Genomic DNA, 14,780 nt, shown 5'->3' on the forward strand with positions numbered 1-14,780 from the left:
AAAATGATAGTTCTATTATACCATCTTTGCGCCTTTTCTACAGGGATTTTCCTAGAGTTCTGGCAAGTCAAAGCAGATAAAAAAGAGGCTGGGACAAAAGTCCTAGCCTCTCAATTGTCTTTGGATTATCGAGCAAGACGCAGTGGTTGAGTGGGCTCTACTACGCTGATTTCATCAGCTTTTACAGCCCTACTCAACTGTGCGGAGGTGGGACGACGAAATCGAATTCTAACGAATTACCGATTTCTGTCCCACTCTCTTTTCAACTATTTTTTTAGCTTCCCCAATTGATCAAAAGATAGAGCAAGCTAGAGCCAAACATATCAGCCAAAGCATGCATGAGGAAGAATGGCAAGAGATTCTTGATCACCTTCTTGTAGAGGACATAGTAGAAAAGTCCATAGATGACACCGATGACCACTGCCCAAAGCAAACCTTGGTAGGTATGGAAGGAAATCCGAATCAAGGTCGAATAAGCCAGTGCCCACCACTTGTACTTCTGATTAACAGATGTCATGACTCCTAAGAAGAAGAACTCTTCGTAGAAACCATTGAGCAAGGCATAAGCAATCGCCATGGGACTGAGTGCCAAGAACTTGTGAATAATCTGCATAGGATCGATATAAGCAAAGAGATTAACATTGAAATAATCATACTCTCCGCTCACCGTTGTCACGATATCCCCAAACAAACCGACGATGGCAAAGATAAAGGGTACCCAAAAGAGGACAGACCATTTGAAACAAATCGGCAGCTGTTTAAAATCGAAATTCCGGAGAAGCAAGTAAGCCAAGGCAAGAGCTAATAAGATGATCTGCAAGGTGAAGTTACTGGAGTATGCTGCTCCATCCGTGGCAGTATTGGTAACTGTTTCCGTGGCTGTGCTAACGGCTTGAGCAACCGGCTGAAAGCTTGCTATAAAGGCTTGCGTCGACCAGATAATAAACTGCCCAAACATAATGGTGGTCACAATAGCGATATCATACCATTTGAGCTCTTTTAAAGGCTTTTCTGGACGTATAAACTTAAGAATTTTCATCATTCATCCTTCTATTCCCACATTGGAAGTATTTTTGATAGTTCTACTATAAAAGAATATGCTTAAAGAAACTTTAATTCTTAGCTAGTAATAAAATCATATCAGTAAAAAACGACCATTTGGCCGTCTCTATATTTCTATTCCTCTAAGAGGTCTTGGATTCTGTCCAGATATTGATTATCTGTCACTGCCATCACGCGCACCCCTTCTGGCCAGATAAAGTCAGGATGAAGCTGAATCTGAAGTGGTTGGTCTTCCACGTTTCGATAACCAATAATATTGAGATGGTACTCTTCTCTGACAGCCAAGTCTTGAAGACTTTTTCCTACCCAGCTAGCTGGAACCGCGAACTCAGCTACCACCACTGCTTCATCCAACTGGAAGACTTCAATCCCGTGTTGGAAGAGGATCATCTTAGCCAGGGACATCCCCGCTTCTACTTCAGGTAAAATAACCAAATCAGCCCCAATCTTCTCAAGGACTTCCTTGGTTACTTCATTCTTGACCTTTGCAATGACGTGCTCAACGCCAAGGGCCTTACAGTGCATGACAGCTAGGACACTGGACTCCAGATTTTCACCCGTCGCAATCACGACTGTGTCACAGTTCCCAATATCTGCCGCATCCAAGAGGTCCATTTCCGTAATGTCTCCAACAATTCCAGTTGTAATCATAGATTCATACTGGTTGATCACATCTTCGTGATCGTCAATTGCAATGATATCCACATCCTGGTCCTGCAGGGTTTTTAAGACACTCTGTCCAAAAATCCCTAATCCCAGAATTCCAATGGTTCGATTTGCCATAAGTCTCTCCTATCCGATAATGATGTCTGCCTTGGCATACTGCAAGGCGTCTGCCTTCTTGGCTTTGTAATTGTTCAAGCTGACCATGAGGGTCAAGGGACCGATCCGACCGATAAACATGAGGACCATGATGATGCCTAGTCCCGCTCCATTTAAGGTTGAGGTCACATTAGCCGTCACTCCGACTGTCGCTAGAGCCGACACCACCTCAAAGACCAGATACAGAAAGCGTTGACCATCCGGAGTCACGAGACAAAGGCCAAAGAGACCCAAAATAAAGGTCAATTGGAAGATCACTGCCGTGCCTAAAGAACGTTGCACCAAGTCTGGTGTGACCGTACGCTTACCTAGGTTGGTATGCGGTAATCCAAGCAATTCCTTGCGAGCCAAAAGTACCAAGACAAGGAAGGTGGTGATCTTCATACCCCCTGCAGTCCCGCCTGGTGCGCCACCTAGAAACATCTGCAAGAGATAGATAAAGAGTGTCACTGGCCGGACTGCTGTATAATCTAAGGAAGCAAATCCGGCTGTCCGCATGCTGACAGTTTGGAAAAAGCTGACCAAGACCTTCTCTCCCAATGGCAGGGACCCAATGGTTGCCGGATTATTAAACTCGGTCAAGAGACTGGTTACTGTCCCAAAGAGGAGAATCGCAGCTGTTAACCAGAGAACCACCTTGGTATGAAAGCGAAGAGTCCGTCGTCCGGATTGGTTACGAGTCTTTGTAGCGAGGTCAAACCAAACCATAAAGCCCAAGCCCCCAGTAATAATAAGGGCAGACAAGGTTAGGTTGACCAGCCAATCAGTCTGGAAACTCATCATGCTATCGCCCCCAAAATTATCAAAGCCCGCATTACAAAAGGCGGAAACCGCGACAAAGATAGAGTTAAAGATTCCATGTCCCCAGCCGAATCGAGGGATAAAGCGGGTCATGAGGAGTAAGGCCCCCAGTCCTTCGATGGTAAAGGTGGTAATAAAGATGGAGCGGACAAAACGGGCCAAGCTCTGGTTATTGCTAAAGCTAAAGCTGTCCCGAATGGTCTGCCGATCTTTGTAACTGAGCTTTTGACGGCTTTCCATAAAGAAGAGACCGATAAAGGTCAAAATCCCCAAGCCACCGATCTGGATCAAAAGCATACAGATGAGTTGGCCCCAACCATTATAGGTCGAAGCCACCGACTGGGTAAAGAGCCCCGTCACACAGACCATGGAGACCGCTGTAAAAAGGTGATCAACATATCCTGCTGTTGAGCTGGCTTGCTGAACAAAGGGCAAACTCAGTAAGAGCGAGCCCATCAGGATAACCAAGGCAAAGCTGAGAAAGATCCGCCTTGCCGGAGACAGGCCTTTAATCTTGTACTGCCATTGTTTAAAGAATGATTTGACTAACATAGCTTCATTGTATCATAAAAAGAGAATAGACCTACAAGTGATGAACCATTTCTAGGCACAATTCTAAGGCCTTCTCGAAAGCTTCTGACCCCCAGTCACGCTGGTCATAATTTTCCAGGTCTGCAAGCGAATCTGCGGTAAATAGGAGCAAGCCCCAAACCGCATCACGAAGCTGGGCTACTGCCGCAAGCGAGGCACACTCCATCTCCACCACACTACACCCTTCTTCAATGCGATAGGCCACCTTGTCAGGTGTTTCTCTATAAAAGCCGTCCGTCGACCAAGTCATGACTTCTTGATAGGGAATGGACGCTTGGTTGAGAACCGTTTCAATGGCAGTCAGTGCTCGCCTATCCACTTCGATATAACGGGAAGGCGCTACATAATGGTAACTAGCTCCCTCATCTCGCAAGGCCTTGGTCGGGATCAAGAAGGCATTTTCTTCCATGTCCACCAAGACGCCACAGCTACCTGCCGATATAATCTTCCTCACCCCATAGCCAATCAACCAATCCATGAATTGGGCGGCAGCTGCAGATCCAACTGGCGCTTGGGCCAAGCAGATGTCCTCTCCTTGGTGTTCCATGACATAAACTGGATAGACCTTGGTAGCTGAAATAAAGCTAGCCACTTGCTTAGCACCAACAGCTTTGGCAAAGCGATCAATCTCATCCTCCAGGAAAGCATACACACATTTTTCAGGTAGGTGCAGATCGAGTCCCTCATGGGTTGGCATAGTGACTGCTTGTGGGTTGTCGTCAAACTCTAAAATGGGAATTTCATGTTTATGAATCATCTTTTGCCTCCAAACTCGTTTGTAACATTATATAAGCCCATCTAGCCTGTGTCAAGGAGAGAGGACTATTTCGCTCATTCAACCGTTCCAAATGAAAAAGATGAGGAGCGCATCAAGGCCCTAGCCAACAAACAAGAGCGTACCTTCACCAAGAAACAAGTGATGTCCAATTTGAAATAAGAGTTCATTTCACTATAAAAGAAAAGTCTAGTAGATTCATTTCTACTAGACTTTTTCATTACTAAATTACAATCATAGCTTTAATGGTCTTGCGTTCATCCATATCTTTGTATGCTTGATTAATCTCGTCCAAGCTATAACTATGGGTGAAGACGCGACCTGGATTAATATCGCTATCAAGAACAGCCTTGAGCAAAATTTGCTTATCGTAAGTCGTGACGGAGGCTGCTCCGCCTGCCACTGAGATATTTTGGGTAAATGTCGAACCAAGGGCACGATTATTGTAGTGTGGCACACCGACAAAACCTAAACGCCCTCCATTGTGAAGAACCCCAAGGGCCTGATCAACAGCTGCTGCTGTACCGACACATTCAAGAGCGGCATCTGCTCCACCACCGAGAATTTCTCGCACCTTGGCAATGCCCTCTTCACCACGCTCAGCCACAACCGCTGTCGCACCTGACTCCAAAGCCATCTGTTGACGGTCTTCGTGGCGACTCATAAGGACGATTTGAGACGCACACCTCATCTTAGCTGCGATCACTGCACATTGACCAACGGCACCGTCCCCAATGACCACGACTTTGTCACCTTTTTGCACATCTGCTACACGCGCCGCATGGTAGCCCGTCGGCATGACATCTGCTAACGTCAAGAAGGATTTGAGCATGGCTTCTGTATAATCAGATGGTTGACCTGGAATCTTGACAAGAGCCCAGTTGGCGTATTCGAAGCGCATGTACTCTGCTTGAACCCCATCAGACCAGTTGGTGCCGATATGACGGTCACATGTCCCATCATAGCCAGCACGACAGGCATCACACTCCCCACAACCATGGGTGAAAGGCGCGATGACAAAGTCTCCTGGCTTAACCGTTGTAATAGACTCCCCAATTTCTTCGACAATCCCAATGGCTTCGTGTCCACTATTTTGATGACCTGCTTCAATATCTGGATTGCGGTAACTCCATAGATCGGATCCACAGACACAGGTGCGAACGATGCGGAGAATGACATCATCTGGCGCTTCGATGCGTGGACGTTCTACTTCTACTAGACCCACTTGCCCAGCTTTTGTATAGACTGTTTTCTTCATAGGATTAACCTACTTTCTATTGCTTACTTATCTACAGAATACACTTTTTATCTAGCTTCTGCTCAAATCTTACTTTGACCTCTTCAATTAATCATATTTTTTCCCATACTTCTTTTCTAGCATTCTCTTAATCAAATAGGGCATTTTGACATTTTCGCGGCCTTTCTTATCAATCAATTTTCTGACAAAATCAGGCATTTGAATATCTTTTTCTGCTTCCAAAATCTGACCTGTACTTGAAGGAGCTTCCAACTCATCAAAAGTCTCTAGCTGAGGTTGATAGTCACTATAGTCACCATCTATATGAGACTGAATGGTTGACAGAAGGGCTTTAATCAATCGAGGATCTCTATTAGGCATAGGAGGTCGGTGATAAGCCACACCAAGCTCTTGGCAAAGTTCCTTACACTCCACATCATTATCAAAAAGAACTTCAATATGCTCACTAATAAAGGCAATCGGAACAAAAATATAGTGGTTCGGATGTTCACTCTCATCTCGCAGATATTCTAAAACATCAGGCTTAATCCAAGGAATACCTATATCACTCTCACTCTGCCAAGTATTGGTGTACTGCTCCTCTTCAAGCCCTAAAATCTCTGCAATCATGCGACTATTGTCATAAATCTGGTCGATATAAGGGTCACCAAAATCTAGTGCCAAAACTGGAACACTGTGGGCTGAAAAAATCACCTTATAACTGTCGTCTCCAATCTGATCTAAAACCTTTTGGATTTCATCAGCCCAATAGTGGAGTAGGTCAGGTTCACGGTACCAGTCCTTGATAATTTGGAACTTTATCTGACCACTTTCTAAAAATTTTTCATAACCCATGACAGAATAGTAGGAATAATGGGGCTCTAGAATCAAACACAAACACTCTTTAATTCCATCTAACTCCATTTCTTCAATCACATCTGTGATGAAAGGGCGGGAAAATTTGTTGGCAAAGTAAACCGATGCTTGATCTCCAAGAGCAGTAGCAACCAAGTCCACTTCTTCTCTAGTTATCCTTTGGAGCGGCGTTCCACCGATTCGGACGTAATTGTCATATAAAGTCTGAATTTCATGTGGTTCAGGACGAACCCCACGGCGTATATTCGTGAAAAACTCTGCTACTCCTTCGTAGGTAATCTCTTCTGGCGACCCAAAGGTCATCATCAACACAGCTCTTTTACTCATAACTACTCCTTGTTCCATGTTTGTTCTATTTTACCATGAAAAGGCTTACTTTAGGGAACTCTTTTATAAATCATTTGGAAGAAGACACTAATTTTCTAGGTCAATACACAAGCTATTAAAAGAAATCATTCAAAGAAAGTGGAACAAATATCTTTTTATGCCCAATCCGATACTGTATTATTCTTTGAAAACAACATCTATTTGAAATTACCATCTTTCATGTAAGAAGAAATGGTTTAAATTCCTTTCTATGAATTTCTACACAATAGAAAAAGTGGATAAAGAAACATTCTTCTATCCACTTTATTGTTTACAGCTTTTATTCGCTACGTAAAGATTCCACTGGGTCTTTCTTTGCGGCGATGCGTGAAGGGATGAGACCAGCTAACATGGTAAGGACAATGGAGATACCAATTAGGATGAGCGCTGCTTCCCATGGTAACTGCGCCACGTTCTCCACGTTAGTCATTTTCGCAACGACGGCATTGATTGGAAGTGTTGCAAGAAGTGTAATTCCGATACCGAGCACCCCGGAAATAAATCCTTCGATGGCTGTTTCGGCGGTGAAGATGCGACGGATGTCTTTCTTCGAAGCCCCCATTGCACGTAGGATTCCGATTTCTTTTGTACGTTCGAGAACCGAGATGTAGGTGATAATCGCAATCATAATCGCTGATACGATGAGCGAGATGGCTACGAAACCAACAAGTACGGTTGTGATTACACCCACCATTGTCGTAATGGATGACATGATGGTTTGAATATCGTCGGAGTAGGCGAGCACTTTGTCGTCTTCGCCAGCGTCTTTTTTGGCTGTGTTATAGGCGTTGATGAAGTCCTTCAACTCTTGTTTTTGTTGGAACGAAGAGGTGTAGAACTCGATGGCAGCCGGTTTGGATTTATCGATAACCCCCAATTTCGCGAGGTTTTCCTCGTAAGTGGCAGCCGAGTTTTCGTTGTATTGTTGGATGTATTGCGCTTGTTGTTCAGGCGTCAATTTGACCAGCTGGATTTTTTCTTCTTCGGTTAAATCAGCAGAATTGAATGGTTTTGGATCTTTGGCAAATGCTTTACCAGTAAATACATTGATGGTAGGGTTGGCTTCTTGCTCTTTCACGATGTCACTGTTTTGAATTTGTTCAGAAGTGTAATCGATAAGGTCGCTCGTATAAGCCACACCGCCAGAAGGAGAGTTCACACCAGAACTTGTGCCTTCTTTTTGACGAAGAACGCCGACGATTTTAAGCTCGAGGCCATTCTCGATTTGCGTCTTCATATACGCTTCGTCGTCAATTTTATTCATCCATTGGTTGTTTTCTTTTGCGAAGCGGTTCGTGTTCACAACGGCTTTGAATGTTTTCCCGATGAAATCCCTATACTGATAGGTTTGTGATTTGAGTTCGTCGAGTTTCTTTACATCGTTTAATTCGCTAGGGTCTTTGATGCGTAAGCTATAAAGGAGCAGGTCGCTGATTTGGTTATCTTCATCGACGATAAGGACGATTTCAGATTTATCCTTTGGAAGGCGACCTTCTAGCACGTCATATTGCGCTTCCAGCATGGCTTCGTCACTTGAAAGTTGGCTCCAGTAGTCAATGTTTTGCAAGTAGCCTTTCATTGTTTGGTTAGAAGTTTCGACTTCATCTGCAAGAGTGGATGGAAGGATACTTTTTGGACCATTGGAAGTATCGCTTTCATAAATGTAAGGTTGTAAATTGTATTGGTAACGAACATCTTTTGTAAGAGCTTCGACTTGAGAAGCATTCTCTTCCAAATATTTTTTAAAAGAAGCTAAATCATTTTTACCAATTTGTTTTTTTAATAATTTTGTAAGGACAGTATTAACGCCAAGCTCATTATTGTCTTTATAAGGCTTTTCGCTTAAGTCCGGAGAGGTCGCTAGCAGATTACTTTGGTTCTGCTCGCTAATCGTCAGCGGAAGAGAGACAAGGGTATCTTCTTGCACCTTTTTCACGTAGTCGCTCACACCATTCGAGAGCGCTAGGATAAGGGCAATCCCGATAATCCCGATGGAACCAGCAAAGGCAGTCAGGAAGGTACGGCCTTTCTTCGTCAATAAGTTATTAAACGAGAGGGCAAGTGCCGTCATAAAGCTCATCTTCGTCTTCGTGAACTGAATGTCGCCTTGTGTTTTCTCTTCTGTTGGTTCGTATGGGTTCGAGTCGCTCAAGATGTTTCCATCTAATACTTGTACGATACGTGTGGAGTACGTCTTTGCAAGTTCTGGGTTATGCGTCACCATGATAACCAGCCGTTCCTTGGCGATGTCTTTTAATAACTCCATGATTTGAACTGAGGTCTCGGAATCGAGCGCTCCTGTAGGTTCGTCGGCTAAAACGACTTTTGGATTATTCACAAGGGCACGCGCAATCGCGATTCGTTGCATTTGTCCCCCAGACATCTGACTTGGTTTCTTATATAAATGGTCTTTTAGGCCAACTCGTTCGAGCGCTTCGATGGCACGTTTTTTGCGTTCAGCTTTTGAAACACCAGAGAGCGTCATCGCAATCTCGACGTTAGAGAGTGCCGTTTGGTGACCAATCAGATTATAGGATTGGAAAACAAATCCGATCGTGTGGTTTCTGTAACTATCCCAATCGCGGTCTTTAAATTGCTTGGTTGATTTTCCTTGGATGAGTAAATCACCCGATGTGTATTGGTCGAGTCCACCGATGATATTTAAGAGGGTGGTTTTCCCTGAACCCGATTGTCCGAGAATCGAGACGAACTCATTTTCACGGAAACGAATCGAGATATCCTTCAACGCATGAAACTCTTGATTCTCCGTATAATACACTTTTGAAATATGTTGTAGTTGTAACATATACTCGATCCTTTCATAAATATGAGTAGTCTATCACAATTTGAATTGAGAGTCAATATATTAAATCGATGATTTCTAAAATATCCTCAACAAAGAAATGATCGATTTCCATTAATGATAGTGATGGTGGTGGTGATCATGTCCCATGACTTTGACTGGCTTCCAGCTCTTCGATATTTCGCTTGTGAGCGCGGTGAGTTGCTAGGTCTTCATCCACTTCGATGGTGACATTTTGAAACCCCCTCTCTTTGAGCAAGGCACGGATCGCTTCTTTGCAGACCTCCATCTGCTCCATCCGTTTGAGACAAACATGAACAATAGCATTTTTCTCTAGTCCATCCATGGTCCAGAGGTTGAGCTGATTGATACTAGCCACATGCTCCAACTGCTCCAAATCACTCTTGACTTGCTGGATATCCACTCCTTCTGGCACAGCATCGAGGAAAATCTTGAGCGTGCTCCAAAAACGTGGAAGGGCTTTGGACAAGATGAATGCAGAAATTAGAAGAGATAAGACGGGATCAAGGAAGTACCAATCAGTGTAGCGCAAGATGATGGCGACGACAATCACTGCCAACCAACCTAGTGTATCCTCAAGGAAATGGAGACTCAGGATGGATTCACTCTTAGTCTGCCCCTTACGGACGATGAGGCTGGCTGTTAGATTAATGGCAATCGCAATGACCCCCAACCAAAGCATCCCCTCATGATCCACTGGCTGAGGCTCGATAAGCTTGCTGATATTTTCTAGAATGACTAGACTAGAGCCTGTTATGAGGATGACTGCTGTCAGGATGGCCCCCAAGAGGCTAAAGCGCTTGTAGCCCAGGGTATAGTGGCTGTCCTCCTCTCGATTGGAAATACTCTCGAGAAAAGCTGAGATACCAATAGCCAAGGAATCTCCCAAGTCATGGACAGCATCCGCTAAGATCGCACTGGAGCCAAAGAGACCGCCAAAGATAAATTCGATGATGGCAAAGCTAAAATTTAAGACAAAAGCCAGCCAAACAGCAAATTTTGAACTCATTTTTGACCTCCTTTAATATATGGTATAATGGGAGTAGATGATTCTCTCACTAGTATTATCTCCTACTCTTTTTAGAAAGGATAGAAGCAAACCGTTCTTTGTGTACGTTATTGAACAGTTTGTTTGAATTGTCTATATGAGTCAAACTGACCGGCGGATTGCTAAAACAAAAAAAGCGATCTATACAGCCTTCTTAGAACTGTTAAATAGTAAAGGTTATCAAGCGACGACTGTTCAAGATATTATTGATCGGGCAGATGTTGGGCGGTCTACCTTTTACAGTCATTATGAAAGCAAGGAACTCTTGATTGACGAACTCTGCCACTACCTCTTCCATCACTTGTTTGAGAGAGAGGCACACCTAGCTGCAGAAGACTACCTGGCTCACATCTTTCTCCATTTCCGAGAAAATCAAGACCACGTAACCAGCCTTCTTCTCTCCAAAAATGATTACTTTCTCCGTCAACTTCATAAGGAATTGGAAGGCCATGTCTTTCCTATGGTGGCAGATGATTTAAAAACAGCTCATCCTAGGATTCCAACTTCTTACCTCAAGCACTTTGTCGTTACCAACTTCATCGAAACCCTGACCTGGTGGTTGAGAAAAGGGAAAGCTTATAACGAGCAAGAAGTTGTCAGCTTTTATTTAGATGTCATGGAAATGACAGCTAAACAAGAATAAACATCATTTTTCTAGCTAGAAAGGAAATCTTATGAATCTCCTTATTCTTCTTGGTATTTTTAAAGCCTTCTTAGCCCTTGCCTTTCCCCTCCTTCATTTATTAGCCAGCCTTTCAGAATTAAGAAAGGGCAAGAATACTTTAGGAATTCGACTTCTATTCATCGGAAGTTGCCTTGCGACTGTATCTCTCATCCTCTACTTCTTTTTACCGATTGTCGCTCTAGTTCTTTGGATGATTGGCTGTGGTTTGAGTTGCTACGGGGCCTATTGGAATGGCAAGCACAAAGAAAACTTCAAACCAGTTCATCATGTTATTTGAGTAGGCATCTCTCTGGTCCTTACCATATTGTTAGCCTTGTTATAAGAAAAGCTCAGGTTTTTTCAATGAAAACTTGAGCTCTTTTTATTTATTAAGCCATCAACAGCATGAGAATAGGGATCATCACTATGGTTGCAAGGGTTGTCTCTGTCACCATGACCGCTGCATAATCGCTATCAGCTCCGTAGAGTCTGGCAACAACTGGCGCATTGGTCATCACAGGCATGGCGGACTGGATGATAAAGACCTGCTTCATCAAGCTTGGAAGAGGGGCCCAGTAAACAATGGTCGCCATCAAGAGAGGGGCAACCAGGAAGCGTCCGAATAGAATCAATAGCTGATCTTTTCCCAGAACCAACTGCTTCACACCTACATGAGACACTGACAAACCGATGAATATCATAGACAAGGGGGTCGTTAAATTACCCAGATACTGCAAATCACTGGCTATAAAGGCTGGCAGCTGGATATGAAGGATCACCAAGAATATCCCTAAGAGAAAGCCCATCAGAGGCGGAGAAAAGACTTTTTTCAGACTCGTTTTGAGATCAAACTGAGCTTCTCCCTCACCATCTCGCTGGATGAGATAAGTTCCCAAAGTCCAGAAAAAGGTCGTATTACACATGTAATAGATCAAAACATAGGGAATGCTGGCATCTCCAAAGAGGGCTTGGTTAATGGGAAGCCCCACGAAGATGGTATTGGAGTTAAAAAACATGGAAATAAAGAGGCCACGACGGTCCTGGCTTACTACAAAGATCCTGGCTACTCCTGTCGCAATGCCAAGCAAAATAACCATAGACAAGGCAGGAAACCGCAAGGCTGGCAACATTTTAAGCAGATCTGCTGCTGTGAAACGCTGCGTGATGGTGTAGAGCATATAGCAGGGAAGAGCAACTTGAGTGACCAGTTTAGCGAGTAGGCCACGTGACTTGTCATCAAACCAACCTTTTTCACCGATGACAAAGCCCACTAAAATCATGCCCAGGATGACCAGGATGCCAGATATACTCCTTAGAAAGATGTCCATGTATTCTCCTTTTTTATATATTTGAACTAGAAAAACCCATTTTTATAAGTCTCAAAAACTACTCTAGTATATCACAAAAATAGGTTGGGTAAAATTCCCAACCTATTGCATTTTAATGATTATCACTAATACCCCTTCTTAGCAGCGTTCGTCCATTGGTACCAACCAACTAGACTGTTGATTAAGTAAATGAAGTATTTCCCTTGAATTTGAAGGCTCTCTCCCTACCAAAGGTAGATAGAGAAAACGTTGCTCACTGCCCAGAAAATCCACTGTTCACGGTAAACAGCTGTCATCAAGAGTTGGCCAACCCCATTTGTTGCATCCGTGATGGAATCCCGATACGGACGATTGGCCCCAATTGACTGATAAATAAGCCCGAAAACTAACCACCAAAGTACGCTAATAGATAGATAGATAGATACTTGGTCCATCCGACCTTATCTAATTTACGGGCAACAAACTCTTGTTGTTCTTTTTTGAATTGAGCTTGATAAATCCATACCAATAAGCCAATCGGCTGCATGATGGTGAAATAGAGAGTTATCAAAACCTCACCGTAGAAGCCTTTTTGAAGGGCGAGCACAAGATAAATGACGGAATTGATCAAACCAAAGAGATAGTTACTGGCACGACCTTCAGCTTCTCAAAGAGCAGAAAAAAGGTTAGTAAGGCTTGAGAGATGAATCATTTTAAAGGCAAACAATTCCAACAAGACGTCATCATTGTCGCTGTTGGTTATTACCTACGTTACAATCTTAGCTATCGTGAAGTTCAGGTATTGCTTTATGACCGTGGAATAAATGTTTGTCACACTACGATTTATCGGTGAGTTCAAGAATACAGTAATATCCTCTATCATCTCTGGAAAAAGAAAAATAAACAGTCCTTCTATTCGTGGAAAATGGATGAAACCTATATAAAAATTAAGGGGCGTTGGCATTATCTCTATCGAGCGATTGATGCAGACGGTTTAACATTGGATATCTGGTTACGAAAGAAACGAGATACTCAGGTGGCGTATGCTTTCTTAAAGCGACTCCATAAACAATTTGGACAACCTAGAGTCATCGTAACAGATAAAGCACCCTCTATAGGATCTGCATTTAGAAAGTTACAGAGAAACGGATTATACACCAAAACAGAGCATCTTATCTTTCTAAAACCGAACTCTTTGCTTTTTTTAAAGTGAACGACAGCAATAAACACAGTCGTTTTAAAGAAGCCATAATGACTTTACATCAACAGTCTGTTTTTGAAATATGAGAAATGAACGTTCATAAAAATAAATTTGAGTATCGAGTTATCAGTCCTATAGAAGAAACAACATGGAATGATTATAATGTCATTATTTCTATGACCTTTACTAAGTCGATTATGCCCTATCTGATTGAGTTAAAAACTAAATTCACACAATATGCTTTATCCGACCTTGTAGACCTAAACAGCAAGTACAGCATTATTCTTTATAAATTGTTATCCATGAACTATAACCAATACGAGCATTACAGCAATAAGGGCGGGCGGAGATCTGACCAAGTGGAAGCTTACCGCAATCCGTCTATCACCGTCAAAGAGTTACAAGTAGTCACTGTTACTGAAAATGATTATGAACGGTTTCAAAGTTTAGAAACATGGATATTAAAAAAACCGTTAGAAGAAATTAACGCTCATACTTCTTTCAACGTGACTTATGAAAAAATCAAAGCAGGGCGTTCGATTGACAGCATACAGTTTCATATTGAAAAGAAACGTCGAGCAGACGATAACAGCTATAAGTTAGAAGATACCACCTATCAAGAATATAAAGCACGTAAAGCAGAAACTGAAAATAAGCTAGCTATTGAAGCAATGAAAAGCAAGTACACCACGCTATTGCTAGAAAATATGTTGCTAAGTCCGTTTGAAATGCAAGATACAAAAATCATGGCAGGATTGCAAGTCCATGTTTACCCCCTCTATGACGAACTGAAAGAATTAAGAGGGCTAAATAGTGTCAAAGACCACTTGTCTTATGTTGCCAGCAGACGTGAAGAATATTCTAAGCATAATATCGCACGCTACCTCAAAAAAGCCATTGAACAATATCTACCAACGGTTAAAAGGCAGGACTTAAACCATGAGTGAAGACTTAAAAACGATCAAAGAGCTGGCGGATGAGTTGAGTGTTACAAAACAAAATATTCAATATCACTACCAAAGGTTACCAAAAGAATTACAGCTTAAAAGTTCCAATGGGTCTAATCTAATAAATTCTAAAGCAGAAAAAATAATTTTAGGTAAAGTAGAAAGTAGTAGCAAATCAAATACCAGAGACCAACAAATAAGTAGCAAAGACCAACAAATAGAAAAACTAACTAATTTGTTAGACCAGTAACAACGATTA

Annotated in this window: 13 protein-coding genes and 4 pseudogenes; 7 read left to right on the forward strand and 10 right to left on the reverse strand. The window is 42.7% G+C overall.

Annotated features, from left to right (window positions below):
- Window positions 1-3: 3 nt before the first annotated feature.
- A complete protein-coding gene (locus tag QZ158_RS03670) occupies window positions 4-150 on the forward strand; it encodes a hypothetical protein (protein ID WP_293874922.1) in 147 nt (48 codons plus the stop codon).
- Window positions 151-274: 124 nt separating this feature from the next.
- On the opposite strand, the gene QZ158_RS03675 is transcribed toward QZ158_RS03670, so the two are convergent.
- From QZ158_RS03675 to QZ158_RS03690, 4 genes are all read right to left on the reverse strand, one after another.
- On the reverse strand, window positions 275-1,039 hold the full coding sequence (locus tag QZ158_RS03675; protein WP_293874954.1) for a CPBP family intramembrane glutamic endopeptidase: 765 nt from the start codon (window positions 1,037-1,039) through the stop codon (window positions 275-277).
- A 137-nt stretch (window positions 1,040-1,176) separates the two neighbouring features.
- Window positions 1,177-1,845: a TrkA family potassium uptake protein gene (locus QZ158_RS03680; protein ID WP_293874925.1), complete on the reverse strand. Its 669-nt coding sequence runs from the start codon at window positions 1,843-1,845 to the stop codon at window positions 1,177-1,179.
- 9 nt (window positions 1,846-1,854) lie between these two features.
- A complete protein-coding gene (locus QZ158_RS03685) occupies window positions 1,855-3,237 on the reverse strand; it encodes a potassium transporter TrkG (RefSeq protein WP_293874928.1) in 1,383 nt (460 codons plus the stop codon).
- Window positions 3,238-3,268: 31 nt separating this feature from the next.
- Complete coding sequence (locus QZ158_RS03690; RefSeq protein WP_293874931.1) at window positions 3,269-4,033, reverse strand: nucleoside phosphorylase; 765 nt, start codon at window positions 4,031-4,033, stop codon at window positions 3,269-3,271.
- 48 nt (window positions 4,034-4,081) lie between these two features.
- On the opposite strand from QZ158_RS03690, the gene QZ158_RS03695 reads away from it, so the two are divergent.
- Entirely contained in the window at window positions 4,082-4,213 is a 132-nt protein-coding gene (locus tag QZ158_RS03695) for a hypothetical protein (RefSeq protein WP_293874934.1), read from the forward strand.
- Window positions 4,214-4,274: 61 nt separating this feature from the next.
- Here the strand turns inward: QZ158_RS03695 and QZ158_RS03700 are convergent, their stop codons facing one another.
- The 4 genes and pseudogenes from QZ158_RS03700 to QZ158_RS03715 all read right to left on the reverse strand — a co-directional run bounded on the left by QZ158_RS03700 (window position 4,275) and on the right by QZ158_RS03715 (window position 10,363).
- Window positions 4,275-5,309: an alcohol dehydrogenase catalytic domain-containing protein gene (locus tag QZ158_RS03700; RefSeq protein ID WP_293874937.1), complete on the reverse strand. Its 1,035-nt coding sequence runs from the start codon at window positions 5,307-5,309 to the stop codon at window positions 4,275-4,277.
- Window positions 5,310-5,396: 87 nt separating this feature from the next.
- On the reverse strand, window positions 5,397-6,491 hold the full coding sequence (hemH, locus tag QZ158_RS03705; RefSeq protein ID WP_293874940.1) for a ferrochelatase: 1,095 nt from the start codon (window positions 6,489-6,491) through the stop codon (window positions 5,397-5,399).
- Between the two features lie 319 nt (window positions 6,492-6,810).
- Window positions 6,811-9,336 (reverse strand): ABC transporter ATP-binding protein/permease, encoded by a 2,526-nt coding sequence (locus QZ158_RS03710; protein ID WP_293874943.1) that lies wholly within the window; start codon window positions 9,334-9,336, stop codon window positions 6,811-6,813.
- Window positions 9,337-9,447: 111 nt separating this feature from the next.
- Window positions 9,448-10,363, reverse strand: a pseudogene (locus QZ158_RS03715) (cation diffusion facilitator family transporter).
- A gap of 136 nt (window positions 10,364-10,499) precedes the next feature.
- On the opposite strand from QZ158_RS03715, the gene QZ158_RS03720 reads away from it, so the two are divergent.
- Together QZ158_RS03720 and QZ158_RS03725 are read left to right on the forward strand one after the other, a co-directional pair.
- Window positions 10,500-11,045, forward strand: coding sequence for a TetR/AcrR family transcriptional regulator (locus tag QZ158_RS03720; protein ID WP_293874945.1), 546 nt, complete (start codon window positions 10,500-10,502; stop codon window positions 11,043-11,045).
- Window positions 11,046-11,076: 31 nt separating this feature from the next.
- Window positions 11,077-11,364: a glucuronide permease gene (locus QZ158_RS03725; RefSeq protein ID WP_293874947.1), complete on the forward strand. Its 288-nt coding sequence runs from the start codon at window positions 11,077-11,079 to the stop codon at window positions 11,362-11,364.
- A gap of 91 nt (window positions 11,365-11,455) precedes the next feature.
- On the opposite strand, the gene QZ158_RS03730 is transcribed toward QZ158_RS03725, so the two are convergent.
- Together QZ158_RS03730 and pnuC are read right to left on the reverse strand one after the other, a co-directional pair.
- Window positions 11,456-12,394 carry an AEC family transporter gene (locus QZ158_RS03730; RefSeq protein ID WP_293874949.1) on the reverse strand — a complete coding sequence of 313 codons (939 nt, stop codon included), beginning with the start codon at window positions 12,392-12,394 and terminating at the stop codon, window positions 11,456-11,458.
- Between the two features lie 125 nt (window positions 12,395-12,519).
- Window positions 12,520-13,037 (reverse strand): annotated as a pseudogene (pnuC, locus tag QZ158_RS03735) (nicotinamide riboside transporter PnuC); the annotation flags it as partial.
- Window positions 13,038-13,076: 39 nt separating this feature from the next.
- On the opposite strand from pnuC, the pseudogene QZ158_RS03740 reads away from it, so the two are divergent.
- The 3 genes and pseudogenes from QZ158_RS03740 to QZ158_RS03750 all read left to right on the forward strand — a co-directional run.
- Window positions 13,077-13,544 (forward strand): annotated as a pseudogene (locus QZ158_RS03740) (IS6 family transposase); the annotation flags it as partial.
- A pseudogene (locus tag QZ158_RS03745) lies at window positions 13,532-14,521 on the forward strand (RepB family plasmid replication initiator protein); the annotation flags it as partial. The pseudogenes QZ158_RS03740 and QZ158_RS03745, both read left to right, overlap by 13 nt.
- Entirely contained in the window at window positions 14,514-14,771 is a 258-nt protein-coding gene (locus tag QZ158_RS03750) for a hypothetical protein (RefSeq protein ID WP_001287842.1), read from the forward strand. The pseudogene QZ158_RS03745 and the gene QZ158_RS03750, both read left to right, overlap by 8 nt.
- Window positions 14,772-14,780 lie beyond the last annotated feature (9 nt).

The organism is Streptococcus sp. A12 (assembly GCF_905372335.1).
Lineage (GTDB): Bacteria > Bacillota > Bacilli > Lactobacillales > Streptococcaceae > Streptococcus.

Coding starts and splice junctions, on each gene's coding strand:
- QZ158_RS03725 (WP_293874947.1), top strand. CDS start 11,077: ATGAATCTCCTTATTCTTCTTGGTATTTTTAAAGCCTTCTTAGCCCTT.
- QZ158_RS03670 (WP_293874922.1), top strand. CDS start 4: ATGATAGTTCTATTATACCATCTTTGCGCCTTTTCTACAGGGATTTTC.
- QZ158_RS03750 (WP_001287842.1), top strand. CDS start 14,514: ATGAGTGAAGACTTAAAAACGATCAAAGAGCTGGCGGATGAGTTGAGT.
- hemH (WP_293874940.1), bottom strand. CDS start 6,491: ATGAGTAAAAGAGCTGTGTTGATGATGACCTTTGGGTCGCCAGAAGAG.
- QZ158_RS03720 (WP_293874945.1), top strand. CDS start 10,500: ATGAGTCAAACTGACCGGCGGATTGCTAAAACAAAAAAAGCGATCTAT.
- QZ158_RS03710 (WP_293874943.1), bottom strand. CDS start 9,336: ATGTTACAACTACAACATATTTCAAAAGTGTATTATACGGAGAATCAA.
- QZ158_RS03690 (WP_293874931.1), bottom strand. CDS start 4,033: ATGATTCATAAACATGAAATTCCCATTTTAGAGTTTGACGACAACCCA.
- QZ158_RS03700 (WP_293874937.1), bottom strand. CDS start 5,309: ATGAAGAAAACAGTCTATACAAAAGCTGGGCAAGTGGGTCTAGTAGAA.
- QZ158_RS03685 (WP_293874928.1), bottom strand. CDS start 3,237: ATGTTAGTCAAATCATTCTTTAAACAATGGCAGTACAAGATTAAAGGC.
- QZ158_RS03680 (WP_293874925.1), bottom strand. CDS start 1,845: ATGGCAAATCGAACCATTGGAATTCTGGGATTAGGGATTTTTGGACAG.
- QZ158_RS03730 (WP_293874949.1), bottom strand. CDS start 12,394: ATGGACATCTTTCTAAGGAGTATATCTGGCATCCTGGTCATCCTGGGC.
- QZ158_RS03675 (WP_293874954.1), bottom strand. CDS start 1,039: ATGAAAATTCTTAAGTTTATACGTCCAGAAAAGCCTTTAAAAGAGCTC.